At 73.9% G+C, this 22,412-nt stretch carries 21 protein-coding genes and 1 pseudogene; 10 read left to right on the top strand and 12 right to left on the bottom strand.

Annotated elements, in window-relative coordinates; genetic code table 11:
* Positions 1 to 111 precede the first annotated feature (111 nt).
* The 4 genes from ACFY3N_RS25665 to narI are packed head-to-tail and all read left to right on the top strand — an operon-like array spanning position 112 to position 6,933.
* Complete coding sequence (locus ACFY3N_RS25665; protein WP_390819168.1) at positions 112 to 3,804, top strand: nitrate reductase subunit alpha; 3,693 nt, start codon at positions 112 to 114, stop codon at positions 3,802 to 3,804.
* A complete protein-coding gene (gene narH, locus ACFY3N_RS25660) occupies positions 3,804 to 5,504 on the top strand; it encodes a nitrate reductase subunit beta (RefSeq protein WP_390819069.1) in 1,701 nt (566 codons plus the stop codon). The genes ACFY3N_RS25665 and narH overlap by 1 nt, the downstream gene beginning before the upstream one ends.
* Positions 5,501 to 6,169, top strand: a complete 669-nt coding sequence (gene narJ / locus ACFY3N_RS25655; RefSeq protein WP_390819068.1) for a nitrate reductase molybdenum cofactor assembly chaperone — start codon at positions 5,501 to 5,503, stop codon at positions 6,167 to 6,169. The genes narH and narJ overlap by 4 nt, the downstream gene beginning before the upstream one ends.
* Positions 6,166 to 6,933, top strand: coding sequence for a respiratory nitrate reductase subunit gamma (gene narI / locus ACFY3N_RS25650; RefSeq protein WP_390819067.1), 768 nt, complete (start codon positions 6,166 to 6,168; stop codon positions 6,931 to 6,933). The genes narJ and narI overlap by 4 nt, the downstream gene beginning before the upstream one ends.
* Positions 6,934 to 6,963: 30 nt before the next feature.
* Here the strand turns inward: narI and ACFY3N_RS25645 are convergent, their stop codons facing one another.
* The 3 genes from ACFY3N_RS25645 to ACFY3N_RS25635 form a co-directional block, all read right to left on the bottom strand.
* On the bottom strand, positions 6,964 to 7,641 hold the full coding sequence (locus ACFY3N_RS25645) for a CBS domain-containing protein (RefSeq protein WP_390819066.1): 678 nt from the start codon (positions 7,639 to 7,641) through the stop codon (positions 6,964 to 6,966).
* Between the two features lie 5 nt (positions 7,642 to 7,646).
* Positions 7,647 to 8,102 carry a Crp/Fnr family transcriptional regulator gene (locus ACFY3N_RS25640; RefSeq protein ID WP_390819065.1) on the bottom strand — a complete coding sequence of 152 codons (456 nt, stop codon included), beginning with the start codon at positions 8,100 to 8,102 and terminating at the stop codon, positions 7,647 to 7,649.
* Between the two features lie 167 nt (positions 8,103 to 8,269).
* Positions 8,270 to 8,530: a twin-arginine translocase TatA/TatE family subunit gene (locus tag ACFY3N_RS25635; protein WP_390819064.1), complete on the bottom strand. Its 261-nt coding sequence runs from the start codon at positions 8,528 to 8,530 to the stop codon at positions 8,270 to 8,272.
* Positions 8,531 to 8,703: 173 nt separating this feature from the next.
* Here ACFY3N_RS25635 and ACFY3N_RS25630 point away from each other — a divergent pair, with 173 nt between their 5' ends.
* The 3 genes and pseudogenes from ACFY3N_RS25630 to ACFY3N_RS25620 all read left to right on the top strand — a co-directional run.
* Positions 8,704 to 9,093, top strand: a complete 390-nt coding sequence (locus ACFY3N_RS25630) for a BlaI/MecI/CopY family transcriptional regulator (RefSeq protein WP_390819063.1) — start codon at positions 8,704 to 8,706, stop codon at positions 9,091 to 9,093.
* Positions 9,094 to 9,100: 7 nt separating this feature from the next.
* Complete coding sequence (locus ACFY3N_RS25625) at positions 9,101 to 10,033, top strand: M56 family metallopeptidase (protein WP_390819062.1); 933 nt, start codon at positions 9,101 to 9,103, stop codon at positions 10,031 to 10,033.
* Positions 10,034 to 10,109: 76 nt separating this feature from the next.
* Positions 10,110 to 10,304: pseudogene (locus ACFY3N_RS25620) on the top strand (CBS domain-containing protein); the annotation flags it as partial.
* A 29-nt stretch (positions 10,305 to 10,333) separates the two neighbouring features.
* Here the strand turns inward: ACFY3N_RS25620 and ACFY3N_RS25615 are convergent.
* The 7 genes from ACFY3N_RS25615 to ACFY3N_RS25585 all read right to left on the bottom strand — a co-directional run bounded on the left by ACFY3N_RS25615 (position 10,334) and on the right by ACFY3N_RS25585 (position 16,198).
* The gene (locus ACFY3N_RS25615; RefSeq protein WP_390819061.1) at positions 10,334 to 11,440 is read right to left on the bottom strand and encodes a CapA family protein; all 1,107 of its coding nucleotides are present in this window, start codon (positions 11,438 to 11,440) and stop codon (positions 10,334 to 10,336) included.
* Between the two features lie 15 nt (positions 11,441 to 11,455).
* The gene (locus tag ACFY3N_RS25610; protein WP_390819060.1) at positions 11,456 to 12,721 is read right to left on the bottom strand and encodes a hypothetical protein; all 1,266 of its coding nucleotides are present in this window, start codon (positions 12,719 to 12,721) and stop codon (positions 11,456 to 11,458) included.
* Positions 12,718 to 14,016, bottom strand: a complete 1,299-nt coding sequence (locus tag ACFY3N_RS25605) for a glycosyltransferase (RefSeq protein WP_390819059.1) — start codon at positions 14,014 to 14,016, stop codon at positions 12,718 to 12,720. Before ACFY3N_RS25605 ends, ACFY3N_RS25610 begins: the two co-directional genes overlap by 4 nt.
* A gap of 130 nt (positions 14,017 to 14,146) precedes the next feature.
* Positions 14,147 to 14,680 carry a cellulase gene (locus ACFY3N_RS25600; RefSeq protein WP_390819058.1) on the bottom strand — a complete coding sequence of 178 codons (534 nt, stop codon included), beginning with the start codon at positions 14,678 to 14,680 and terminating at the stop codon, positions 14,147 to 14,149.
* Between the two features lie 11 nt (positions 14,681 to 14,691).
* Positions 14,692 to 15,198, bottom strand: a complete 507-nt coding sequence (locus tag ACFY3N_RS25595; RefSeq protein ID WP_390819057.1) for a SigE family RNA polymerase sigma factor — start codon at positions 15,196 to 15,198, stop codon at positions 14,692 to 14,694.
* Positions 15,199 to 15,402: 204 nt separating this feature from the next.
* On the bottom strand, positions 15,403 to 15,753 hold the full coding sequence (locus tag ACFY3N_RS25590) for a hypothetical protein (RefSeq protein ID WP_390819056.1): 351 nt from the start codon (positions 15,751 to 15,753) through the stop codon (positions 15,403 to 15,405).
* A 67-nt stretch (positions 15,754 to 15,820) separates the two neighbouring features.
* Positions 15,821 to 16,198 carry a DUF6479 family protein gene (locus ACFY3N_RS25585; RefSeq protein ID WP_390819167.1) on the bottom strand — a complete coding sequence of 126 codons (378 nt, stop codon included), beginning with the start codon at positions 16,196 to 16,198 and terminating at the stop codon, positions 15,821 to 15,823.
* A 145-nt stretch (positions 16,199 to 16,343) separates the two neighbouring features.
* Between ACFY3N_RS25585 and ACFY3N_RS25580 the strand changes: the two genes are divergently transcribed.
* The 3 genes from ACFY3N_RS25580 to ACFY3N_RS25570 all read left to right on the top strand — a co-directional run bounded on the left by ACFY3N_RS25580 (position 16,344) and on the right by ACFY3N_RS25570 (position 19,155).
* Positions 16,344 to 16,715, top strand: coding sequence for a ferredoxin (locus tag ACFY3N_RS25580; protein ID WP_390819055.1), 372 nt, complete (start codon positions 16,344 to 16,346; stop codon positions 16,713 to 16,715).
* A gap of 214 nt (positions 16,716 to 16,929) precedes the next feature.
* Positions 16,930 to 18,498, top strand: coding sequence for a phytoene desaturase family protein (locus ACFY3N_RS25575; RefSeq protein WP_390819054.1), 1,569 nt, complete (start codon positions 16,930 to 16,932; stop codon positions 18,496 to 18,498).
* A 78-nt stretch (positions 18,499 to 18,576) separates the two neighbouring features.
* On the top strand, positions 18,577 to 19,155 hold the full coding sequence (locus ACFY3N_RS25570; RefSeq protein ID WP_390819052.1) for a TetR/AcrR family transcriptional regulator: 579 nt from the start codon (positions 18,577 to 18,579) through the stop codon (positions 19,153 to 19,155).
* 13 nt (positions 19,156 to 19,168) lie between these two features.
* On the opposite strand, the gene paaK is transcribed toward ACFY3N_RS25570, so the two are convergent.
* Together paaK and ACFY3N_RS25560 are read right to left on the bottom strand one after the other, a co-directional pair.
* Complete coding sequence (gene paaK, locus ACFY3N_RS25565; RefSeq protein WP_390819050.1) at positions 19,169 to 20,470, bottom strand: phenylacetate--CoA ligase PaaK; 1,302 nt, start codon at positions 20,468 to 20,470, stop codon at positions 19,169 to 19,171.
* Positions 20,471 to 20,609: 139 nt separating this feature from the next.
* Entirely contained in the window at positions 20,610 to 22,403 is a 1,794-nt protein-coding gene (locus ACFY3N_RS25560) for a sulfatase (RefSeq protein ID WP_390819049.1), read from the bottom strand.
* Between the last annotated feature and the right edge of the window lie 9 nt (positions 22,404 to 22,412).

The raw sequence follows: 22,412 nt of genomic DNA, 5'->3' as shown, positions 1-22,412 counted from the left end.
GGTCGTACAGTCGGATGCGGCGTGACCGATCGCGATTCGAACGGGCAGTGCTGCCCGGAGCGGAGTGGCACGGTGAGCACGGAGACCGGCGCGGGGCGGACGCAGGCGGGCATGGACGGCGGGCTGGCGGAGGCGCTGGTGCGCAGCCGCCGCTTCTTCACCAGGGCGGAGGTCTCCGCGGACCTGCGCTCGCTGCACCGCAAGGGCGGCCGCCGGGCGGACGAGTTCTACCGGGACCGCTGGTCGCACGACAAGGTGGTGCGCTCCACCCACGGCGTGAACTGCACGGGCTCCTGCTCGTGGAAGGTGTACGTCAAGGACGGCATCATCACCTGGGAGGCCCAGCAGACGGACTACCCGTCCGTCGGCCCGGACCGCCCCGAGTACGAGCCGCGCGGCTGCCCCCGGGGAGCGGCCTTCTCCTGGTACACGTACTCGCCGACCCGCGTGCGCTACCCCTACGTGCGCGGTGTGCTGCTGGGGATGTACCGCGAGGCCAGGGCCCGCCTCGGCGATCCGGTCGCGGCCTGGGCGGACGTCGTCGACGACCCCGAGCGCTCCCGCCGCTACAAACGGGCCCGCGGCAAGGGCGGTCTGGTGCGGGCGACCTGGGCCGAGGCGACGGAGATGGCCGCCGCCGCGCACGTCCACACCATCAAGCGGTACGGCCCCGACCGGCTGGCCGGGTTCTCCCCGATCCCCGCCATGTCGATGGTCTCCCACGCCGCGGGGGCCCGCTTCTACTCCCTGCTCGGCGGGGTGATGCTCTCCTTCTACGACTGGTACGCCGACCTGCCCGTCGCCTCGCCGCAGGTGTTCGGCGACCAGACCGACGTACCGGAGTCCGGGGACTGGTGGGACGCCGGGTACCTGATCATGTGGGGCTCCAACCTGCCGGTGACCCGCACCCCGGACGCCCACTGGATGGCCGAGGCCCGCTACCGGGGCCAGAAGGTCGTCGCCGTGTCGCCGGACTACGCGGACAACGTGAAGTTCGCCGACGAATGGCTGCCCGCGCAGCCCGGCACGGACGGCGCGCTGGCGATGGCCATGGGGCACGTCGTCCTCAAGGAGTTCTTCGTCGACCGGGAGACCCCGTACTTCACCGACTACGTCAAGCGGTACACGGACCTGCCGTTCCTGGTGACCCTGGACGAGGTGACCCGGGACGGGGCGGAGCCGGGCACGTACGCGCCGGGCAAGTTCCTGACCGCCGCGGACCTCGGCGGCGAGCGGGCCCGGACCGAGCACGCGGAGTTCCGGACCGTCCTGCTGGACGCGGACACGGGTGCGCCGGTGGTGCCGAACGGCACCCTCGGCGACCGCTTCGGCGAGTCCGGCGCCGGGAAGTGGAACCTCGACCTCGGTGACACCCGGCCCCTGCTGTCCGCCGCGGGGGACGGCGAGGCGCCGGTGGCCGTCGAACTGCCCCGCTTCGACGCCCCGGACGGCGGCGCCGCACGGATCCGGCGCGGGGTCCCCGTGCGCCGGGTCGCCGGGCGGCTGGTCACCACGGTGTACGACCTGCTGCTGGCCCAGTACGGCGTGGCCCGCGAAGGACTCCCGGGGAGCTGGCCCACCGGATACGACGACGCGAGCGAGCCGTACACACCGGCCTGGCAGGCGGCGATCACCGGCGTGGACGCCGGCCGGGCGGCGCGGATCGCCCGCGAGTTCGCCGCCAACGCGGAGGAGTCCCGGGGCCGGTCGATGATCGTCATGGGGGCGGGGACCAACCACTGGTTCCACTCCGACACCATCTACCGGGCGTTCCTCACCCTGACCACCCTCACCGGCTGCCAGGGCGTCAACGGCGGCGGCTGGGCGCACTACGTCGGCCAGGAGAAGGTCCGCCCGATCACCGGCTACTCGGCCATCGCGACCGCCTCCGACTGGAACCGGCCCGCCCGCCAGATGATCCAGACCGCCTACTGGTACCTGCACGGCGACCAGTTCCGCTACGACCCGTTCTCCGCCGGCACCCTCGCCGCGGCGGACGGCGGCGGGCCGTTCGCCGGGAAGTCCACGGCGGACGTGATCGCCCAGTCGGCGCGGCTCGGCTGGATGCCGTCGTACCCCACCTTCGACCGCAACCCGCTGGACCTGGCCGACGAGGCCGACGCCGCCGGGCGCACGGCCGGCGACCACGTGGTGGAGGAACTCAGGGCCGGGCGGCTGAGGTTCGCCGGGGAGGACCCGGACGCGCCCGAGAACTTCCCCCGGGTGCTCACCGTGTGGCGGGCCAACCTGCTGGGCTCGTCGGCCAAGGGCAACGAGTACTTCCTCAAACACCTGCTGGGCACCGACTCCTCGGTGCGCGCCGCCGAGGCGCCGCCCGGCGCCCGCCCCCGCGACGTGGTGTGGCGGGAGGAGGCGCCCGAGGGCAAGCTCGACCTGCTGCTCACCCTCGACTTCCGCATGACCAGCACCACCGTCTACTCCGACATCGTGCTGCCCGCCGCGACCTGGTACGAGAAGCACGACCTGTCCAGCACGGACATGCACCCCTTCGTGCACGCCTTCAACCCGGCGATCGCCCCGCCCTGGCAGACCCGTACCGACTTCGACATCTTCCACACCCTCGCCGGGGAGTTCAGCCGTCAGGCCGCCGGCCACCTCGGCGTGCGCAAGGACCTGGTCGCCGCGCCGCTGCTGCACGACACCCCGGACGCGCTGGCCACCCCGCACGGCAGGGTGCGGGACTGGAAGGCGGGGGAGTGCGAGCCGGTCCCGGGCCGTACGATGCCGAAACTGATCACCGTCGAACGCGACTACGGCGCCGTCGCCGACAAGATGGGCGCCCTCGGCCCCCTGCTGGACTCCCTGGGCGCCACCACCAAGGGCGTCACCTTCGAGGTGGACCGCGAACTCGACTACCTGAGGCACAAGAACGGCACCGTGCGCGGGGGAGCGGCCGACGGCCGTCCCTCGATCGCCCGCGACGCCCACGCCTGCGAGGCGATCCTCGCCCTGTCCGGTACCACCAACGGCCATCTCGCCACCCAGGGCTTCCACACCCTGGAGGCCCGCACGGGCACACGACTCGCGGATCTGGCGGCCGAGCACGAGGGCAGACGGATCACCTTCGCCGACACCCGGGCCGCCCCCGTCCCCGTCATCACCTCGCCCGAGTGGTCCGGCTCGGAGACCGGCGGGCGGCGCTACTCCCCGTTCACCGTCAACGTCGAGCGGCTCAAGCCCTGGCACACCCTCACCGGCCGTCAGCACTTCTACCTCGACCACGACTGGATGACCGCCCTGGGAGAACAACTTCCGGTGTACCGGCCGCCGTTGAACATGCACGCGCTCTTCGGCGAGCCCCGCCTCGGCGAGACCGGCGAACTCGGCGTGACGGTGCGCTACCTGACCCCGCACAACAAGTGGTCCATCCACTCCGAGTACCAGGACAACCTCTTCATGCTGTCCCTGTCCCGGGGCGGCCCGTCCCTCTGGATGAGCACGCGGGACGCGGCGAGGATCGGCGTGCGGGACAACGACTGGATCGAGGCCGTCAACCGCAACGGCGTCGTCGCCGCCCGCGCGATCGTCTCGCACCGCATGCCCGAGGGCACCGTGTACATGTACCACGCCCAGGACCGGCTCATCGACGTCCCCCGCACCGAGACCACGGGCCGACGCGGCGGCATCCACAACTCCCTGACCCGGCTGCTCATCAAACCCAGCCATCTCATCGGCGGTTACGCGCAGTTGAGCTACGCCTTCAACTACCTCGGCCCGACCGGCAACCAGCGCGACGAGGTCACCGTCATCCGCCGCCGCGCCGACCAGGAGGTGACGTACTGATGCGCGTGATGGCCCAGATGGCGATGGTGATGAACCTCGACAAGTGCATCGGGTGCCACACCTGCTCGGTCACCTGCAAGCAGGCGTGGACCAACCGCACCGGCGTCGAGTACGTGTGGTTCAACAACGTGGAGACCCGCCCCGGCCAGGGTTACCCCCGCCGCTACGAGGACCAGGAGCGGTGGCGCGGCGGCTGGGAGCTGAACAGGCGCGGCCGGCTCGCGCTCAAGGCGGGCGGCCGTTTCAAGAAGCTGGTCACGATCTTCGCCAACCCCGTCCTGCCGTCCCTGGACGACTACTACGAGCCCTGGACGTACGACTACGAGACCCTGACCAACGCCCCGCTGCAGGAGCACACCCCGGTCGCCCGCCCCAAGTCCCTGATCACCGGCAAGGACATGAAGATCTCCTGGTCGGCCAACTGGGACGACGACCTCGGCGGATCGGCCGAGCACGGTGGGAAGGACGTGCTGCTGAACGAGGTCTCGGAGAGGATCAGGCTCGAGTTCGAGCAGACCTTCATGTTCTACCTGCCGCGCATCTGCGAACACTGTCTCAACCCGTCCTGCGCGGCCTCCTGTCCCTCCGGCGCGATCTACAAGCGCGAGGAGGACGGCATCGTGCTGGTCGACCAGGACAGGTGCCGCGGCTGGCGGATGTGCGTGACCGGATGCCCGTACAAGAAGGTGTACTTCAACCACCGCACCGGCAAGGCCGAGAAGTGCACCTTCTGCTTCCCGCGCGTCGAGGTCGGCCTGCCCACCGTCTGCTCCGAGACCTGCGTCGGCCGGCTGCGCTACATCGGGCTCGTCCTCTACGACGCCGACAAGGTGCTGGAAGCCGCCTCCACCCCCGACGACACCGGTCTGTACGAGGCCCAGCGGCAGGTCTTCCTCGACCCCGACGACCCCGGGGTGATCGCCGCGGCGGAGCGGGCGGACATCCCCCGCGACTGGATCGAGGCCGCCCGCCGCTCGCCGGTCCACGCCCTGATCAACACGTACAAGGTGGCGCTGCCGCTGCACCCGGAGTACCGCACCATGCCCATGGTCTGGTACATCCCGCCGCTCTCGCCGGTCGTCGACGCCGTACGGGACACCGGCCATGACGCCGAGGACCACCGCAACCTCTTCGCCGCCGTCGACGCCCTGCGCATCCCCGTCGACTACCTCGCCCAGCTGTTCACGGCCGGCGACCCGGCACCCGTGGACGCGGTGCTGCGCCGGCTGGCCGCCATGCGCGCCTACATGCGCGACATCAACCTCGGCCGCGAGCCGGACGCCTCCGTCCCCGAGGCCGTCGGCATGGGCGAGGAGCAGATGTACGACATGTACCGGCTGCTCGCCCTCGCCAAGTACGACGAGCGGTACGTCATCCCGCCCGCGCACGCCGAACAGGCCCACAGCCTCGAGGAACTGGCCACCGAGTGCAGCCTCGACTACGAGGGCGGCCCCGGCATGGGAGGCTCCGGCCCCTTCGGTGAGGCGTCCGGCGGCGCGGCACCCGTCGCGGTCGAGAACTACCGGGCCCTGCGCGACCGGCAGCTCTCCGACACCCACGCCGCCCCCACCGGCAAGGACACCCGCGTCAACCTCCTCAACTGGGACGGCAAGAGCAGCCCGCCCGGGCTCTTCCCGCCGAAACCGGCCGAGCGGGGCGACAGCCCGGACAGCGGCGGGGAGGTCGAACCCAGGCCATGAGGAACCGGCTCAGGCTCAGGCCCGCCTCGCGCGTCCAGCCCTGGCACCCGTACGCCTGGCAGCTCCAGTCCCTGCTCCTGGGCTACCCCGACGAGCACCAGGCCGGCCACCTGGCCCTGGCCCGGCGGGCCGCCCCCGAGCTGCCCGCCCCGGTGCGCGACCCCCTGCTCCGCTTCACCGGGCACGCCGAGGGCGTCGGCACCGAGGCGCTGGCCACCGCCTACGTCGCCACCTTCGACCACCGCAGACGCTGCTGCCCGTACCTCACCTACTACGCCCACGGCGACACCCGCAAACGGGGCCTCGCCCTGCTCCGGCTCAAGCGGACCTACGCCAAGGGCGGGCTGCGGCTGACCGACGACGAGCTGCCCGACCACCTCGCCGTCGTCCTGGAGTTCGCCGCCGCCGACCCGGCGACCGGGCTGGGACTGCTCACCGAACACCGGGCGGGCCTGGAACTGCTGCGCCTCGCCCTGCACGAGGACCACTCCCCGTGGGCCGGCCTGCTGGACTCCGTCTCCGCGACCCTGCCCGCGCTCGCCGGAGACGAACGCGAGGCGGTCGCCCGGCTCGCCGCGGAGGGCCCGCCCGGGGAAGAGGTCGGCCTCGACCCCTACGCGCCGCCCCCGTACACGCCCGCCCCACCGGCAGGAGGCCCCCGATGACCGCACCCGAGCGAGCCGTCACCCTGGCGGTGGAGTCCGGCACCGGCGGCATCCTGCTGTGGATCGTCCTGCCGTACCTCAGCCTCGCGGTCTTCGTCCTCGGCCACATCTGGCGCTACCGCTACGACAAGTTCGGCTGGACCACCCGCTCCTCCCAGCTCTACGAACGGCGCCTGCTGCGCATCGGCAGCCCGTTGTTCCACTTCGGCGTCCTCGTCGTGGCCCTGGGTCACGTCGGCGGTCTGCTCGTCCCGGAGAGCTGGACCCACGCGGCCGGCGTCGGCGAGCACACCTACCACGTCGTCGCCGTGGTCCTCGGCACCATCGCCGGCGTCTGCACGCTGGGCGGGCTGGCCGTCCTGATCTACCGGCGGCGCACCGTCGGCCCGGTCTTCTCGGCCACCACGCGCAACGACAAGGCGATGTACCTCTCCCTGACCGTGACCATCGGTCTCGGCCTGGCCGCGACCGTGGCGGCGAACATCGTCGGCGGCGGCTACGACTACCGCGAGACCATCTCCCCCTGGTTCCGTTCGATCTTCTACTTCCAGCCCGACCCGGACCTGATGACCGGCACCCCGGTCCTCTTCCAACTGCACGCCGTCAGCGCCCTGCTGCTCTTCGCCGCCTGGCCCTTCACCCGGCTCGTCCACATGCTCACGGCCCCGCTGGGCTACCTCACCCGCCCCTACATCGTCTACCGCAGCCGCGACGTCCGGCTGGGCGCCCGCGCACCCCACCGGGGCTGGGAACGCACGGGCTGACCGCAACGGCACCCGGACGGGCCCCGCCGTTCAGCCGGCGGCCCCGGGGCGCCGCGGCCCGGGGCCGCCGCCCGTGAGACGGAAGGCGACGTCGACCACTCCCTCGACGGCGCGCACCGCGCGGGCGGCGACGGGCACCAGCGAGGCGTCCCGGACACGGCCGGTGAGGGTGACGACCCCGTCGGCCACCTCCACCCCCACCGGTCCTGCCGGGCCGGGGAAGAGGCGGTCGACGACCTCCCGGCGGACCTCCCCGGCGAGCTCCTCGTCCGTCCGCAGGAAGACCTTCAGCAGGTCGACCCGGCTGACGACGCCCTCGAGCAGGCCCTCGTCGTCGACGACGGGCAGCCGCTTCAGCCGGAGCTGCGCCATCACCCGGGCCGCCTGCGCGACGGTGGCGTCGGCGTGGACGGTGACGGCGGGGGCGCTCATCAGTTCTCCCGCGGTCAGCGCCCCCGCCCGGGCCAGGTCGGTGAGCCGGCGCAGCTGGGTGAACCGGTCGGGGTCGCTGTCGCGGAACTCCTCCTTGGGCAGCAGATCGGCCTCGGAGACGACGCCGACGACCCGGCCCCCGCCCTCCAGCACGGGCAGCGCGCTGACCTTCCGCTCCTCGATGAGCCGGACGACGTCCTTGAACGGGGTGTCGCGGCCGACGGTGACGACGGCGCGCGTCATGACGTCGCCCACGGTGTGCGGGCTGCCGTTCACGGCCGTCACCTGCTTCCGCTGCCGTACGGGGCGTACAGGTCGAGCAGCCGGACCCGGGTGGCGTGCAGTCGCTGGGCCACCACCTGGCCGACCCACACGGCGATCACGCGGCCGAACTCGGGATCCTCGGCGCACAGCGTCCGTACGGCCTCCGCGTCGAACTCCCAGGCCCGCACCGGGCTCGTGGTCTCGGCGCCCAGGTGCCACATGCGCGGCGGGTAGTGCCAGGACCAGCCGATCAGCTCGCCGTGGCCCAGCGACTCGATCACGGCCGCGCGGTGACCGGGGACCTGGAGGTCGAGGGCGACGGTTCCGGTCCGGACGATCCAGAACCGGTCGGCGCGCTGTCCTTCCTCGAACAGGCGCACCCCGGCCGCGAAGGAGACCTCGCGGGCGTGCCGCATCAGCTCTTCGCGGTACGGGGCCGGGAGACCCGCGGTCAGAGTGGTGGTGGACGTCATCGCTCCGTCTCCTTCCGGGCCCGCCGCCCCAGCCGAACGGCGACTTCTGTGCCCCCGATGTCAGCGTGGACCCGTCCGGCGGCGGACACCACGGGCCGTCCGGCCCTGTCCGGGGGCCCTTCGGCCCCGCCGGGACGGCCCCGCGGCGAGGAGCCGGCGGCCGCCGCTCACCGGGCGGGCCCGTCCGAGGGCGGTGTGCCGCCGGTGCGCCCGGACGCGGGGGCGGACGGCCGCTGCACCTCCCCCTGGATGATCCGCGGGGCCGCGCCCGCATCCCCGGCGTCGTCCTGCTCCTTCACGGCACGGGCCTCGGCCTTGAGGATGCGGGCCGACTTGCCCGCCGAGCGGGCGAGGTCCGGGAGCTTCTTGGCGGCGAGGACGGCTGTGACGACGATGAGGACGACGGCCAGTTCGCTCAGTCCGAACATGGATGCGGTGCTCCTTCTCGCGAGCCCGGGCGGGGCGCGGGTCCGGGGTCCGCGGCACGGACCCGGGGCAGAATCTACATCACTGTAGAGATGAATCGGGTGGCGTGCGGGGACCGGGGGCGTCTGTACGATGTCTGCCCGGCGAACGGGCGGCGGCGGAAGGGAGGCGGGGCGTGGCGGAGCAGCGGGAGGGTTCCCGGCGCCGGGGGCAGGGCGAGCTGGAGGCACTGGTCCTGGCGGCGCTGCGGGAGGCGGACGGCCCGGCGACGGCCGGCTGGGTGCAGGAGCGCCTGGGCGGCGGCCTCGCCTATACGACCGTCATCACCATCCTGACCAGGCTGCTGGCCAAGGGCGTGGTCACCCGGGAGCGTACGGGCCGGTCCTTCGCCTGGACGCCCGCGTCCGACCAGGCGGGCCTGGCCGCCCACCGGATGCGCCGGGTGCTGGACGCCGAGAGCGACCGGGAGGCGGTGCTCGCCAGCTTCGTCACCGGCCTCGGACCGGACGACGAACGCCTCCTGCGGGAGCTGCTGGGCGAGCCGGGGGACGAAGGGGAGGGCTGAAGCAGCCATGGGGGTGTTCGTCCTGCTGCCGCTGGTGCTGCCCCTGACGGCGTGGCCCATCGCGCGCCTGGCCGAGCAGCATCTGCACCCGCGCACGGCGACCCGGCTGCTGACCGCGGTGGCCGCGGTGATGGCGGTGTGCAGCACGGTGTGCCTGGGACTGCTGATGGTGGTCGGCACCGCCCAGCTTCCCGGGAACCCGCTCCCCGACGGCTGGTCGGACCCCGAGGTGCGCGCGGCGGTGCCGTACGACGAGGTGGCCGGAAAGGCGGCGATCCCCGCCCTGTGCGCGGTGCTGGCGGCCTGCGGGCGGACGCTGTGGCGGCACGGCCGGGTGCGCCGCCGTGCCCACCGGGCGCTGGCCGGGCTGCGGGAGACGGAGGCGGTGGTGCTGCCGGACGACGCGCCCTACGCCTACGCGCTGCCGGGCGGCCGGCGGGACCGCGTCGTGGTGACCACGGCGTTGCTGGAGCGCCTGGAACCGGCCGAGCGCCGGGCGCTCTTCGCCCACGAACGGGCCCACCTCGCCGCCCGCCACCACCGCTTCCTGCTCACCGTCCGGCTGGCCGCGCGGGCCAACCCCTTCCTGCGGCCGCTGCGCACGGCGGTGGCGTACACGGCGGAGCGGTGGGCGGACGAGGACGCGGCGCGGACGGTCGGCAGCCGCCGGACCGTGGCGCGGGCGATCGGCAAGGCGGCCCTGGCGTCGCGCGGCACCCCGGTGGCCACGCTGGCGGGCTTCGCCGCGGCGGGCCCGGTGCCGCGCCGGGTGGCGGCCCTGCTCGGGCCCGCTCCGGCGGTACGCCGCCTGCCGTCGCTGTTCACCCTGGTCGGCCTGGCGGTGTGGGGCGCCGCGGCGGGGACCGCCGTCTCCGCGATGTCGTCCGCGAACTCCGCCGTGACGATGGTCCTCATCCTGTACGCGGCCACCCCCCTCTGACCCCGCGGCGGGCCGAGGGCGCGGCACGCCCGGCGGACCACGGCCCGCTCGTCGACGTCGCCGTCGCGGACGGCGACGGCCGGCCGGCGCCCGCGCCCTGGCCCGCCCGGTGCCCGAGCTGACGGACGACGCCACGGTCGCCGACGCGATCGACCTGCTGCGCCGCCGCCGGGCCTCGCTGGCCGTGGTCCGCGACGGCTCCGGGCGGCTCACCGGCATGGTGAGCCTGGACGACCTGCCGGCCCGCTTCCTGCAGCCGCAGACGGCGTAACGGCGCCCCGGCCGGGCCGGCCGAAACGGTCACCGGGAGACGGGAGCGAGGGTGAGCGCGCCGTCGGCGCCGAGGGCGATGCCCACGCCGCTGATCCGGTCGAGCGTCTCCCGCAGCCAGGCCCGCTCCTCGTCCGCGGCGGGCTCCAGCCGCATCCGCCGCGCCCGCAGCGGCACCATGCGCAGCCCGGACGGCCGCCCGCCGTCCGGGGGCACCGACACCAGACAGGCGAGCCGCAGGTCGTCACGGTACTCCTCGTGGCCGGCGATCCCCTCGTAGTCGTCGACGAAGTCGCCGCAGCCGTACAGGATCAGCCGGCCCCGGTACACCTCGACCGGGCGGGGGTGGTGCGAGGAGTGGCCGTGGACGACGTCGACACCCCCGTCGATCAGTGTGTGGGCGAAGTCCACATGGCTCCGCGGAACATGGTGGCCCCAGTTCGAACCCCAGTGCACGGACACCACCGTGATGTCACCGGGGCGCCTCACCTGCCGCACCCGCCGGACGACCGCCTCCGCCGCGGAGGCCGAGGGCTCCGCGAGGTACGCCACCCCGGACCGCTCCGCCGTCGCCGTCCAGCTCGGCGGGACACCGCTCGACATCGCCCCCAGGGCGAACACCAGCACCCGGCCGCCGTCGACGGGGACCACCGCCGGCGCGTACGCCTCGTCGGCGTCCCGCCCCGCGCCCGCCGTCCTCAGACCCGCGCCGTGGAGCACGTCCAGCGTCTCCCGGAGCCCCGGGCGGCCGAAGTCGAGCACGTGGTTGTTGGCCAGGACGCACACGTCGGGCCGGGCCACCGCCACGGCGGGCACATTGGCCGGGCTCATCCGGTAGTGGACGGCCTTCCCGGGCGCGAACGCGTCGCTCCGCGTGACGGAGGTCTCCAGATTGACGATCCGCACGTCCGGGGCGGCCTCCTCCAGCACCCCCAGCGCCCGGCCCCACGGCCACGAGAACGGGACCGGCCGGGGAACCGGGCCGCTCACGGCCTCCGCCAGCTCCACGTAGCCGCGGGCGTCCCGGACGTAGTCCTCCCGCAGCGCGGGATCGCCCGGGTGCGGGAGGATCTGGTCGACCCCGCGCCCGAGCATCACGTCCCCGCACAGGAACAGCGTCACCGTCCCGGCGCCCATGCCTCCACCGTAGGCCTACGGCACGCCCAGTTCGAACAGGACGTACCCCGCGTACGAGCCGGAGGCCAGGGCCGCCGTGCCCAGCACCGTGGCCAGCGAGGGCCACCTCAGCCGGCGCATGGCCAGGGCGAGCGGGACGAACAGCGGGAACAGGGGGAGCAGGTAGCGGGAGACGTTGCCGAAGTACTGCTGGGTGGCCATCACCATCAGGTACGACAGCACCGTGTACACGACGAGGACGGCGGGCGGGCGCAGCCGCAGCAGCAGCACCGTCAGCACCGGCACCAGCAGCACCACCCCGACCCCGATCAGGTCCTCCACGGGCATCGCGAACCGGTAGTCGAAGTGCCCGACGGGTACCGAGGTCAGCACGTCGAGACTGTGCCGGCCCCAGTCGAACTTGTGGGCCCAGGCGCCGTCCTGGAGCTTGTTGTAGCCGCCCCAGTCGCCCATCCGGTAGCCGACCCAGCCCAGATAGCCGGCCACGCCCAGCGGGGCGATCGCCACCGCGATCAGCGGGCGGGCCACGCCCTGCCCGCCGCGCCGCACCGCGAGCAGCCCGGCGACGGCGAGAGCGGCGACCAGGGTGACGGCGGTGGGCCGGGCGAGGCCGGCGGTGAAGGTGAGCACCCCGGCGGTGAGCCAGTGCCGGGTCATCACGGCGTAGCAGGCCCACGCGGCCAGCGCCGTGTACAGGGACTCGGAGTACACCGCCCACTCCGCGCCGGAACCGGGCCACACGGCCCACAGCCCCACGGCGATCAGACCGGCCCTGCGCCCGCCGAGCCGGGCCGTGACGGCGTGGATGCCGAGTGCCGCGACGAAGGAGAACACGACCGACACGGTCATGCCGGCGCCGTACGGGCCGAGCCCGGTGACCTCCGAGACCATCCGCATCAGCGCCGGGTACAGCGGGAAGAACGCCGCCGAGTTGCCCTCGAGGGTGATCAGCCCGGTGGCGCCGGGTATCGGCTTCAGCGCCGGGTCGTAGCCGTGCAGGGCGATCTGCTGGTACCACCAGCCGTCCCAGCTGCCCAGCACGTCCCAGGTGTGGGCGCCGCCGCCGAAGCGCGGATGCTTCTCGCGGAAGTCGCCGGCCGAGTCCAGCAGGAACATGAAGACGGCGAAGCCCACCAGCTTCAGCACGCCGTACACCGCGAGGACGGGGCCGTGGCGCGCGGCGGCGCGGCGCAGCCGCTCGCGCGGGTCCGGGGCGGCCGGCGGGGCGGCCTCGGACCGGGACACGGGGGACGGGGCCGGGCCGGCCGGGGCGGTGGTCATGAGGTCGGGGATCCTGTCGTACGGCGGGAGCGTCGGCCGGGGAACACCCAGGCCCGCAGGAGGAGGAAGCGCAGCAGGGTCGCGGCGAGGTTGGCGGCGACCAGCGCCGGCAGCTCCACCCGGGGCCCGGCCCCGGGCGCCGTGCGGTGCAGTACGGCCAGCGAACCGCTGGTGAGGGCGAGGCCGACCAGGAACGCCGCCAGCCCCTTGAGCTGGTGGCGCAGCACCCCGGCCCGGCCCCGCACCCCGAAGGTGAGCCGCCGGTTCGCGGCGGTGTTGGCGACGGCGCTGGCCAGCAGGGCCAGCGCGTTGGCCGCCTGGGCGCCCGCGGCGGGCCGGAGCAGGCTGTACAGCAGCAGGTAGAACAGGGTGCTGGCCACCCCGACCGCGGCGAAGCGGATCAGCTGCGGGACCAGCGCGGGCGGCAGCCCGGCGGCCCCGTCGAGTTCCCCGGGGCGGCGCAGCGCGGCCAGCGGCAGCCGGCCGCCGGCCAGCGCACGCCCCAGCCGGGCCATGCCGCGCAGGTCCGCCAGCGCCGTGGACAGGATGTCGACCCGGCTGTCGGGGTCGTCCACCCAGTCCACCGGCACCTCGTGGATGCGCAGCCCGGCGCGTTCGGCTATCACCAGCAGCTCGGTGTCGAAGAACCACTCCCGGTCCTCGACCAGCGGCAGCAGCCGCTCGGCGACGTCCCGCCGCACCGCCTTGAAACCGCACTGGGCGTCGGAGAACCGCACGGCCAGGGCGCCGCGCAGCAGCCCGTTGTAGCAGCGGGAGATGATCTCCCGCTTCGGTCCGCGCACCACCCGGGAGCCGCGGGCCAGGCGGGTGCCGATCGCGATGTCGGAGTGCCCGGAGATCAGCGGGGCCACCAGCGGCAGCAGGGCCGCGAGATCGGTGGACAGGTCCACGTCCAGATAGGCGAGCACCGGCGCGGACGACCGGGACCAGGCGGTGTGCAGGGCGCGGCCGCGGCCCTTCTCGGCCAGCCGTATCCACTCCGTCCCCGGCAGCTCCCCGGCCAGCCGCGCGGCGATCGCCGGGGTGCGGTCCGTGCTGGCGTTGTCGGCGACGGTGATCCGGAAGGCGTAGGGGAAGGTCTCCGAGAGGTGCGCGTGGAGCCGCCGGACACAGGGCTCCAGGTCGTTCTCCTCGTTGTGCACGGGCACGACCACGTCCAGGACGGGTTCCGGATGGTGCGCCGGCAGCGGCGCCCGGCGCGGCAGCGCCCTCTGCGCCGCGTCCGCGGCGGATGAGCGGCGGTCGGTCGGTGCCGACCGCCTCGCGGTTCTCATGACGGGTTCACGGTCTCTTTCCGGCGTACGGCATGACGGGGCCCGGTGGGGCATGCCGGATGCGCCCGAGTCGGTGGTCGGGGACACGGCCCGGGACGGCTCTCGCCCACGGGCGGTACGGCGCTGCGGTCTAACCGCTGCCGGGCGGCTCCTCGTCGGCGGTGGCGGAGGGCGACCGTGCCGGTGGCGTGGACGGCGGGGCGGTCGGCGGGGCGGTCGAGGACGGCGCGGAGGAGGACGGCGGTGGTGCCGTCGTGGTCCGCCCGGCCGTGCCCGGCCCGGTGGGCGGCGGGAGGGAGGCCGGCGTGCCGCCGTACCCGGGTGACGTGGTCCCGGGCGTGCTCGTCGGCGGCCGCGACACGCTCGGACCCGTGCTCGGGGCGGACGACGTCGGCGCCGGGGACACCGGGGGCGGCGTCGGACCGGTCGCCGGCAGCGGCCCGCGGTCGGCGGGCAGGGACCGGGAGTCGGCACCGGGCAGCAGGGCCAGCCCGATGCTCAGCCCGGCCACCGCGAGGGCCGACCCGCCGGCCCGCCACAGCATCCGGGACCGGCGGCGGACCCGGATGCCCTCGTACAGCCGCTGCTGGTGCTCGGACCGGAAGGGAGCCGGCTGCCGGGTGTCGCGCATCATGCGCGTCAGCTCACGCTCGAAGTCGTCCATCGCTTCTCCCCTCATCCCACGGGCCTGACGGAGTCGGACAGGATCTGCCGCAGCCGCGCCACCCCGCGCGAGGCGTGGGAGCGCGCGGTGCCCACCGGGCAGTCGAGGGCCTGCGCCACCTGGCCCTCGGGCAGGTCCTCGCAGTAACGCAGCACCACCGCGGCCCGCTGCCGGGGCGGCAGCAGCGCCAGCGCGGCCTCCAGCCGGGAGCGCTCCGCGACGGCCGACGACACGTCGCCCGGCCCCGCCCGGTCGGGCAGTTCGCCCACCGGGCGCTCCCCCCACCAGCGCCGGCGGGCCGAACGGGCCGCCATCCGCACCAGCACCTGGCGCACATACGCCTCCGGGGCCTGCTCGGCGACCCTCGGCCAGACGAACCACAGCTTCACCAGGGCCTCCTGGACGAGGTCCTCGGCCCGCTGCCGGTCGCCGCCGGTGAGCAGCCGCGCGACATGGAGCAGCGCCGACCAGCGGGCGGCCACGAACTCGTCGAAGCCGTCCACCCGAAACCGCTCCATCCCCACCGCCCCCGTGTCCGGACAACCCCTTGCACCTGAGACAAAGACTCATGGCCCGGCGAAACGATGCACCTGAAGGGTGTGATCCACCTCACCTCGCACTCGCCCGGCCTCGCGCACGCGAAAGGGCGGGCCGTACGCCCGCGACCGCGTCACAGCGATCGACGGACGTACGACCCGCCCCGGGGCGGTGGCCGGTCCCGCCTACGTACGGTCACCCTTCGGCTTGCCCCGCTGGTCCGGGGTGCCGTGCGGCGGCGGGCTGGACGGCTCCGGCGAGGTGGCGGGCGAGACGGGGGACCCGGCCCGGCCGGCGCCCTGCTCGGGCCGCAGCGCGCCGGGGTCGCCGGTCGTCGGCTCGGCACCCGCCTTCAGCTGCTCCAGCCGGGCCGTCAGCAGCCGGGTCGCCGGGATCCGGTCGGCGTGCGACCGCTCGTAGGCCAGCAGCTCCTCGACCTCGCCCGCGGACAGCGAGCGGATCCGGCTCTCCAGCCCGCCGATGGGCAGATGGTCGTAATCGGGCAGCGGCAGGGTGTTGCGGGCGGGATCTGCCATGGTTCTCACTTCCCTGTGTACGACGTTGCCGGCCCGCCGTCGGCGGGCCGCCGGGGGAGCGGGACGGTCAGTGGCCGCCCGGTCCGCCGCTGCCGAACGCGCCGCTGCTGTCCTCGTTCCAGCGGGGCCGCTCCTGCGACGCGTCCGTGCGGCTGCCGGCGTTGCCGTGGCCCTTCAGCTCGTGCGGCAGCAGCCGCTCGTCACTCCTGGGCACCTCGTCCGGCTCCCGTCGCTCCGACACCTTCCGGACCGGGCCGCCCTCGGGCATCCGGGGCTGCTCCTCCGGGCGGGGCCGGCGCACCTGGCTGTTCCTGACCCGGCGGCTGCCGAAGAGGAACATGCCGATCAGCAGCGCCACGACCACCACACCCGCCACCACGAGCCCCGCACCGAGGGCGCCGCGACCCGCGGCGAGGTCGGCCGTTTCCATCCACGCGGTGTTCATCATGGCTCGCGGGTACCCCCCGGTCCCCTCCGCCAACCCGCTCACCTCACCGCGCCGCACGGACGCCCGCGCGGGACCCCGGGAACCGCGCGGAACCCTTGCGGCAACCGGGTTTGACCGCCGGAGCGGCGGCTACCCGCGCGGTGTGACGACGACATCCCAGGAAGAGCTGTTCCGGTTCCTGGAGGACCGTTTCGCGTGCGCCCAGGCGTGCACCGAGTGTGCGCGGGCCTGCGCGACGCGGGCGAGCCTCGTGGACCCGGACGGCACCGAGAACCAGGAACTCGTACGACGCAAGGGCATCATGTGCGCGGAGGTCTGCGACGCGACCTGCCGGGTGCTGTCCGAGCAGAACCAGGTGGACGAGGCGACCATCCGCGTCCAGGTGGAGTGGTGCCGCCGGATGTGCCTGGAGAGCGCGCAGGTGTTCGACGGTTGCTCCGGGGCGGAACGGACGGCCGAGGCGTGCCGTGCCTGCGCACGGGCCTGCACGGAGTTCCTCGCCACCCTGAACTGACCCGTCGGCGGGCGGTGCGGCCGGGCGTCGCGGCACCGTACGGACCCGGGCGAGCCGCCGCCGCACCGGACGAGCCGCGGAAGGGCGGGGCGGACTGCGACGGGGGCGGTCGAGCAGCACCGCCGGGTGGCGGTGCTGCGGCAGCGGTGGGCGGCGGGGCGTGGGGGCGGGTCCGTCTCTGGCCGGTGCGGACCGGCGCGTGTTACGAAGAACCATGACCGCACCCGAGGGAACCCGGACCTACGACGCCGTCGTCGTCGGCGGGGGCCACAACGGCCTCGTCGCCGCCGCCTACCTCGCCCGGGCCGGGCGCTCCGTACTGGTGCTGGAGCGGCTGGACCACACCGGCGGGGCGGCGGTGTCCACCCGCCCGTTCGCCGGCGTCGACGCGCGGCTGTCCCGGTACTCGTACCTGGTCAGCCTGCTGCCCCGGAAGATCGTGCGGGAGCTGGGGCTCGACTTCCGGCTGAGCACCCGCACCGTCTCCTCGTACACCCCGGTCGAACGCGGCGGACGGCACACCGGGCTGCTCGTCGGCGGCGGCGAGCGGCGCACCCGCGAGTCCTTCGCCCGGCTCACCGGCTCCGACCGCGAGTACCGGGCCTGGCGGCGCTTCCACGACCTGACCGGCCGCGTCGCCCGTGGCGTCTTCCCGACCCTCACCGAACCGCTGCCCACCCGCGAGGGACTGCGCCGCAGGGTCGGCGACGAGGAGGCCTGGCGGACCCTGTTCGAGGAACCCATCGGTGTCGCCGTCGAGGAGTACTTCGCCGACGACCTGGTGCGCGGCGTCGTCCTCACCGACGCCCTCATCGGCACCTTCGCCGACGCCCACGACCCCTCGCTGAAGCAGAACCGCTGCTTCCTCTACCACGTCGTCGGCGGCGGCACCGGCGCCTGGGACGTCCCGGTCGGCGGCATGGGCGCCCTCACCGACGCGCTGGCCGACGCCGCCCGCGCCGCGGGCGCGGTCATCGCCACCGGTCACGAGGCGGTGCGCGTCGACACCGACGGCCGCACGGCCGAGGTCACCCACCGCACGGCCGACGGGGAGGGCGTCGCCGCCGCGCGGCACGTCCTGGTGAACGCCTCCCCGCGGGAACTGGCGGCCCTCACCGGCGACACGCCCCCGCCTCCCGCCGAGGGCGCCCAGCTCAAGGTGAACATGCTGCTCGAGCGGCTGCCCAGGCTGCGCGACACCTCCGTCGACCCGCGTGAGGCGTTCGCCGGCACCTTCCACATCGCCGAGGGGTACGGGCAACTGGCCGCCGCGCACGCCCGGGCCGCCGCCGGCGAGCCGCCCGCCGTCCCGCCCTCCGAGATCTACTGCCACTCGCTCACCGACCCCACGGTCCTCGGCCCGGACCTGGCCGCCCGGGGCCACCAGACCCTCACCCTGTTCGGACTGCACACCCCGGCGCGGCTGTTCGAGCGGGACAACGACGCCGTGCGCGGGGAACTCCTGGAGTCGACGCTCGCCCAGCTCGACGCCCACCTGGCCGAACCCCTCGCGGACTGCCTGGCCACCGACGCCGACGGCCGCCCGTGCCTGGAGGCCCGGTCCCCGCTGGACCTGGAGCGCGACCTCAAACTGCCCGGCGGCAACATCTTCCACCGCGAACTCTCCTGGCCCCACGCCCAGGACGGCACCGGCCGCTGGGGCGTGGAGACCCGGTACGCCAATGTCCTGCTCTGCGGCGCGGGCGCCGTGCGCGGCGGCGGGGTGAGCGGAGTGCCGGGGCACAACGCGGCGATGGCGGTGCTGGAGTCCGGGGAGGCGTGACGCGCCGGCGGACGACTCCGGACGTAGTACTCTGACTGAAGTGGTATGGCGGGGTGTGCTGCGGGCGGAGTGGTGACAGTGGTCAGACGGAACGAGCAGCGGCGGGCCGCCCTGGTGGACGCCGCGATCGAGGTGCTCGCCCGCGAGGGCGCCCGGGGGCTGACGTTCCGGGCGGTGGACACCGAGGCCGCCGTACCCGTCGGCACCGCGTCGAACTACTTCGCCTCGCGCGACGACCTGCTCACCCAGGCCGGCGCCCGGGTCTACGAGCGGCTCCAGCCCGACGAGGAACTCGTCGCCCGGCAGCGGGCCGCCGGCCGTGACCGGGAGGCCTACGCGGGGCTGATGCGGGAACTGGTCGGCCGCATCGCCGCCTTCCGCACCGGGTATCTCGCCCTGCTCGAACTCCGGCTGGAGGCCACCCGCCGCCCCGGACTCCGCGAGGTGCTCACCGAGCGGGTCCGCGCCGACGTCGAGGCCAATGTCCGCTACCACGAGGGATCGGGGCTCCCCGGCGACGCCATGGCCGTCAGACTGCTGTACCTGGCGCTGAACTGGCTGATCGTCGAACAGCTCACCCTGCCGGACGTCTTCGCCCCGGAGGAGCGCGAGCGGCTGGTGACGGCCGCGGTCGAGCGGATCGTGGCCGCCGGGTAGCCGGAACGGCCCGTCAGTCCCGCTTCCCGCGCAGGTCCACGATCCGCCGGATCTTGCCCACCGAACGCTCCAGCGTCTCCGGGTCGACGATCTCCACGTCCACCGAGACGCCGATGCCGTCCTTCACGGCCGCCGCGATCGACCGGGCGGCCGCGTCCCGCGCCGCGGCGTCCGCGCCGGGACGGGCCTCCGCGCGGACGGTGAGGGAGTCCCTGCGGCCCTCGGTGGTGAGGCGGAGCTGGAAGTGCGGTGCCACGCCCGGTGTGCGCAGCACGATCTCCTCGATCTGCGTGGGGAACAGGTTCACCCCGCGCAGGATCACCATGTCGTCGCTGCGGCCCGTGACCTTCTCCATCCGCCGGAACACCCGTGCGGTGCCCGGCAGCAGACGGGTCAGGTCCCGCGTCCGGTACCGGACGACCGGCATCGCCTCCTTGGTGAGCGAGGTGAAGACCAGTTCACCCCGCTCGCCCTCCGGGAGGACCTCGCCGGTGAAGGGGTCGACGACCTCCGGGTAGAAGTGGTCCTCCCAAATGTGGAGGCCGTCCTTGGTCTCCACGCACTCCTGCGCGACGCCCGGTCCGATCACCTCCGACAGCCCGTATATGTCGACCGCGTCGATCGCGCACCGCTCCTCGATCTCCTGCCGCATCCGCTCCGTCCACGGCTCCGCGCCGAAGATCCCCACCCGCAGCGAGGTGGAGCGCGGGTCGACACCCTGCCGTTCGAACTCGTCGAGCAGGGTGAGCATGTAGGACGGGGTCACCATGATGATCCCGGGCTTCAGATCCTGGATCAGCGTCACCTGACGGGACGTCATCCCGCCGGACGCGGGGATCACCGTGCAGCCGAGCCGTTCGGCGCCGTAGTGGGCACCCAGACCACCGGTGAACAGACCGTAGCCGTAGGCCACATGTGCCGTGTCCCCGGGGCGGCCGCCCGCCGCGCGGATGGAACGGGCCACCATGTCGGCCCACAGGGAGAGGTCGCCCTCCGTGTAGCCGACGACCGTGGGGCGTCCGGTGGTGCCGCTGGAGGCGTGGATGCGGCGGATGCGGCCGCGGTCCACCGCGAACATGCCGTACGGGTAGTTCTCCCGCAGGTCCGCCTTGGTGGTGAACGGGAAACGGGCCAGATCGGAGAGCGAGCGGCAGTCGTCCGGGTGGACGCCCGCCCGGTCGAAGGACTCCCGGTGGAACGGCACATGGTCGTACGCGTGCCGCAACGAGTTCCGCAGCCGCTCCAGCTGGAGCGCCCGCAGGCCCTCGAGATCGAGCCGCTCCGCCGGGTCCAGCAGGTCCGCCGCCTCCGTCATCAGGACGTTCTCCTCACCAGTCGGGCAATCGTACCGATCCGGGCGACCGATCATTCGGTCGCTCCACCGGAATCAGTAAGTCAGGCCGCGCCTCCCGGGGCAAGAGCCCGGCCTGCGCCTTCCCGCGCGCCGGCGCCCCTCACGGGGCCGGGACGGCAAAGCCCCCGCCCCGCGGCCCGTACGCCGTCATGAAGCGGTCGCGGAACTCGTCCATGCCCCAGCGCGGGGCGTCCGGCGCGGGCTTCAGCCCGTCGGACCAGCCCCAGTCGGCCACCCGGTCCAGCACCTTCGGATCCTTGGCGACGATCGTGACGGGCACGTCCCTGCTGGTGCTCCCGGCGGTGACGGTGGGCACCGGCTGGTGGTCGCCGAGGAAGACCAGGACCGTGTTCTCGTCGCCGTACCGCTCGACCCACTCGGTGAGGCTGCTCAGCGAGTACTCGATGGCCCGCCGGTACTCGGTGCGCACCTTCTCCGGGTCCTTCCAGACCTCCTTCGGGTCCGTGCCCTCCTTCTTGATCCCGTGGAACACCGAGCCGTCGCCGAGGTCGTCCCAGTCGATCATGCGCGCGACGGGGGACCAGGGGTTGTGGCTGGAGGCGAGGATGATCTCCGCCATGATCGGCTCGCGCCCCTCCCTGCCGTGCTCCAGGCGCTCGAAGGCCTCAAGGCTGAACTGGTCGGGCACGGGAGTCCAGCTGAAGTACGGGCCGTGGTAGCCGAGGTGCTCGGAGTCGTAGATGTGGTCCAGGCCGAAGAACTCGCCCTCCGGCCAGGCCCGCCGCACCCCGGGCACGATGCCGACGGTCCGCCAGTCGCCGGTCTTGCGGAAGTACCGGGTGAGGGTCATGCGGTCACTGGTGGTCAGACTGCGGTAGCGCTGCTGGTTCTTGATCCACAGGCCGGACAGGAAGGTGGAGTGCGCGAGCCAGCTGCCGGCGCCGGTCACCGGGGACCTCAGCCAGCCGCTGCGGGAGGCGAAACCGGCGTCCGCCAGCCTCCGGGTGCCCTCCTGCAGCGCCGCGTCGACCGGTCCCGCCATCGCCGGGTCGTCGATCGCGACCCGGCCGTAGCTCTCGATGAAGGTGAACAGGACGTCCTTGCCGCGCAACCCGGTGAGCAGCCGGTCGGGGGGCGTCCTCGCGAAGGCGTCGTCGGCGGCCTCCTCCTCGAAGACCCGCGCGTCGCGCAGTCCCGCCCGCACCTGCTCCACCCGGTTGCCCAGCATCTCCGCGGTGCCCTTGGTGGCGATCTGCACGCCGTCGACCCGCACGCCCAGGGTGACACAGGTGATCCACGCGACGCCCAGGACCAGCGTCGTACGGACGGCGGCGGGACGGTGGCGGGACATCAGACCGGTCAGCCGCACCGTCGCCAGCGTCATCAGCGTCGGCAGGGCCACGAACAGCGCGATCACCCCGGCGACGGCCAGCACCTGCCCGCCCCGGCCGAACGACTCCCGGACGAAGTCCGCCGCGTCGTCCAGCAGGATCCAGTCGAGCACCAGGTCGAAGGGCCGGGCCAGCACCTGGTGGAAACCCATGTCCACGAACTTCAGGACGGTGAGCAGACCGAGCAGAACGCCCGAGACCACCGCCGCGGTCCGCCGCCACCTCGACGGCAGCGCGAGCAGCAGCGCGGCGAGCAGGATGCCCTCGGCGGGCAGCCGGACGAACGCGCCGGCGCCGAGCCGTTCCACCCGGTTCGGCACCAGAAGCGCGAAGAGCACCAGCGCCCCGGCGAGCACGGTCGTCCCGACGGTGACACCGCGCGCCGTACGCGGCCACCGGTGCCGCCGGCCGAACCGGCCCGGTGGCGTGACCACCGGCGGCGTGCCCCCGGCGGCCTCCCCGGGTGCGGCCGGGGCACCGCCCCGGTCCGCTCCGCCCTCGGTGGTGTCCGGCAGCCGGCGGGGGCGAATGAAGAGCGGCACCCGGAGGGT

Source organism: Streptomyces sp. NPDC000348 (assembly GCF_042898795.1).
In the GTDB taxonomy this organism is placed as follows: Bacteria; Actinomycetota; Actinomycetes; order Streptomycetales; family Streptomycetaceae; genus Streptomyces.
This window is presented reverse-complemented; position numbering and strand designations above follow the sequence as displayed.

What these genes read in the sequence shown, in the direction of transcription:
- ACFY3N_RS25665 (WP_390819168.1), top strand. Translation starts at nt 112, where the DNA reads ATGGACGGCGGGCTGGCGGAGGCGCTGGTGCGCAGCCGCCGCTTCTTC.
- narH (WP_390819069.1), top strand. Translation starts at nt 3,804, where the DNA reads ATGCGCGTGATGGCCCAGATGGCGATGGTGATGAACCTCGACAAGTGC.
- narJ (WP_390819068.1), top strand. Translation starts at nt 5,501, where the DNA reads ATGAGGAACCGGCTCAGGCTCAGGCCCGCCTCGCGCGTCCAGCCCTGG.
- narI (WP_390819067.1), top strand. Translation starts at nt 6,166, where the DNA reads ATGACCGCACCCGAGCGAGCCGTCACCCTGGCGGTGGAGTCCGGCACC.
- ACFY3N_RS25640 (WP_390819065.1), bottom strand. Translation starts at nt 8,102, where the DNA reads ATGACGTCCACCACCACTCTGACCGCGGGTCTCCCGGCCCCGTACCGC.
- ACFY3N_RS25635 (WP_390819064.1), bottom strand. Translation starts at nt 8,530, where the DNA reads ATGTTCGGACTGAGCGAACTGGCCGTCGTCCTCATCGTCGTCACAGCC.
- ACFY3N_RS25625 (WP_390819062.1), top strand. Translation starts at nt 9,101, where the DNA reads ATGGGGGTGTTCGTCCTGCTGCCGCTGGTGCTGCCCCTGACGGCGTGG.
- ACFY3N_RS25615 (WP_390819061.1), bottom strand. Translation starts at nt 11,440, where the DNA reads ATGGGCGCCGGGACGGTGACGCTGTTCCTGTGCGGGGACGTGATGCTC.
- ACFY3N_RS25610 (WP_390819060.1), bottom strand. Translation starts at nt 12,721, where the DNA reads ATGACCACCGCCCCGGCCGGCCCGGCCCCGTCCCCCGTGTCCCGGTCC.
- ACFY3N_RS25605 (WP_390819059.1), bottom strand. Translation starts at nt 14,016, where the DNA reads ATGAGAACCGCGAGGCGGTCGGCACCGACCGACCGCCGCTCATCCGCC.
- ACFY3N_RS25600 (WP_390819058.1), bottom strand. Translation starts at nt 14,680, where the DNA reads ATGGACGACTTCGAGCGTGAGCTGACGCGCATGATGCGCGACACCCGG.
- ACFY3N_RS25595 (WP_390819057.1), bottom strand. Translation starts at nt 15,198, where the DNA reads ATGGAGCGGTTTCGGGTGGACGGCTTCGACGAGTTCGTGGCCGCCCGC.
- ACFY3N_RS25590 (WP_390819056.1), bottom strand. Translation starts at nt 15,753, where the DNA reads ATGGCAGATCCCGCCCGCAACACCCTGCCGCTGCCCGATTACGACCAT.
- ACFY3N_RS25585 (WP_390819167.1), bottom strand. Translation starts at nt 16,198, where the DNA reads ATGAACACCGCGTGGATGGAAACGGCCGACCTCGCCGCGGGTCGCGGC.
- ACFY3N_RS25575 (WP_390819054.1), top strand. Translation starts at nt 16,930, where the DNA reads ATGACCGCACCCGAGGGAACCCGGACCTACGACGCCGTCGTCGTCGGC.
- paaK (WP_390819050.1), bottom strand. Translation starts at nt 20,470, where the DNA reads ATGACGGAGGCGGCGGACCTGCTGGACCCGGCGGAGCGGCTCGATCTC.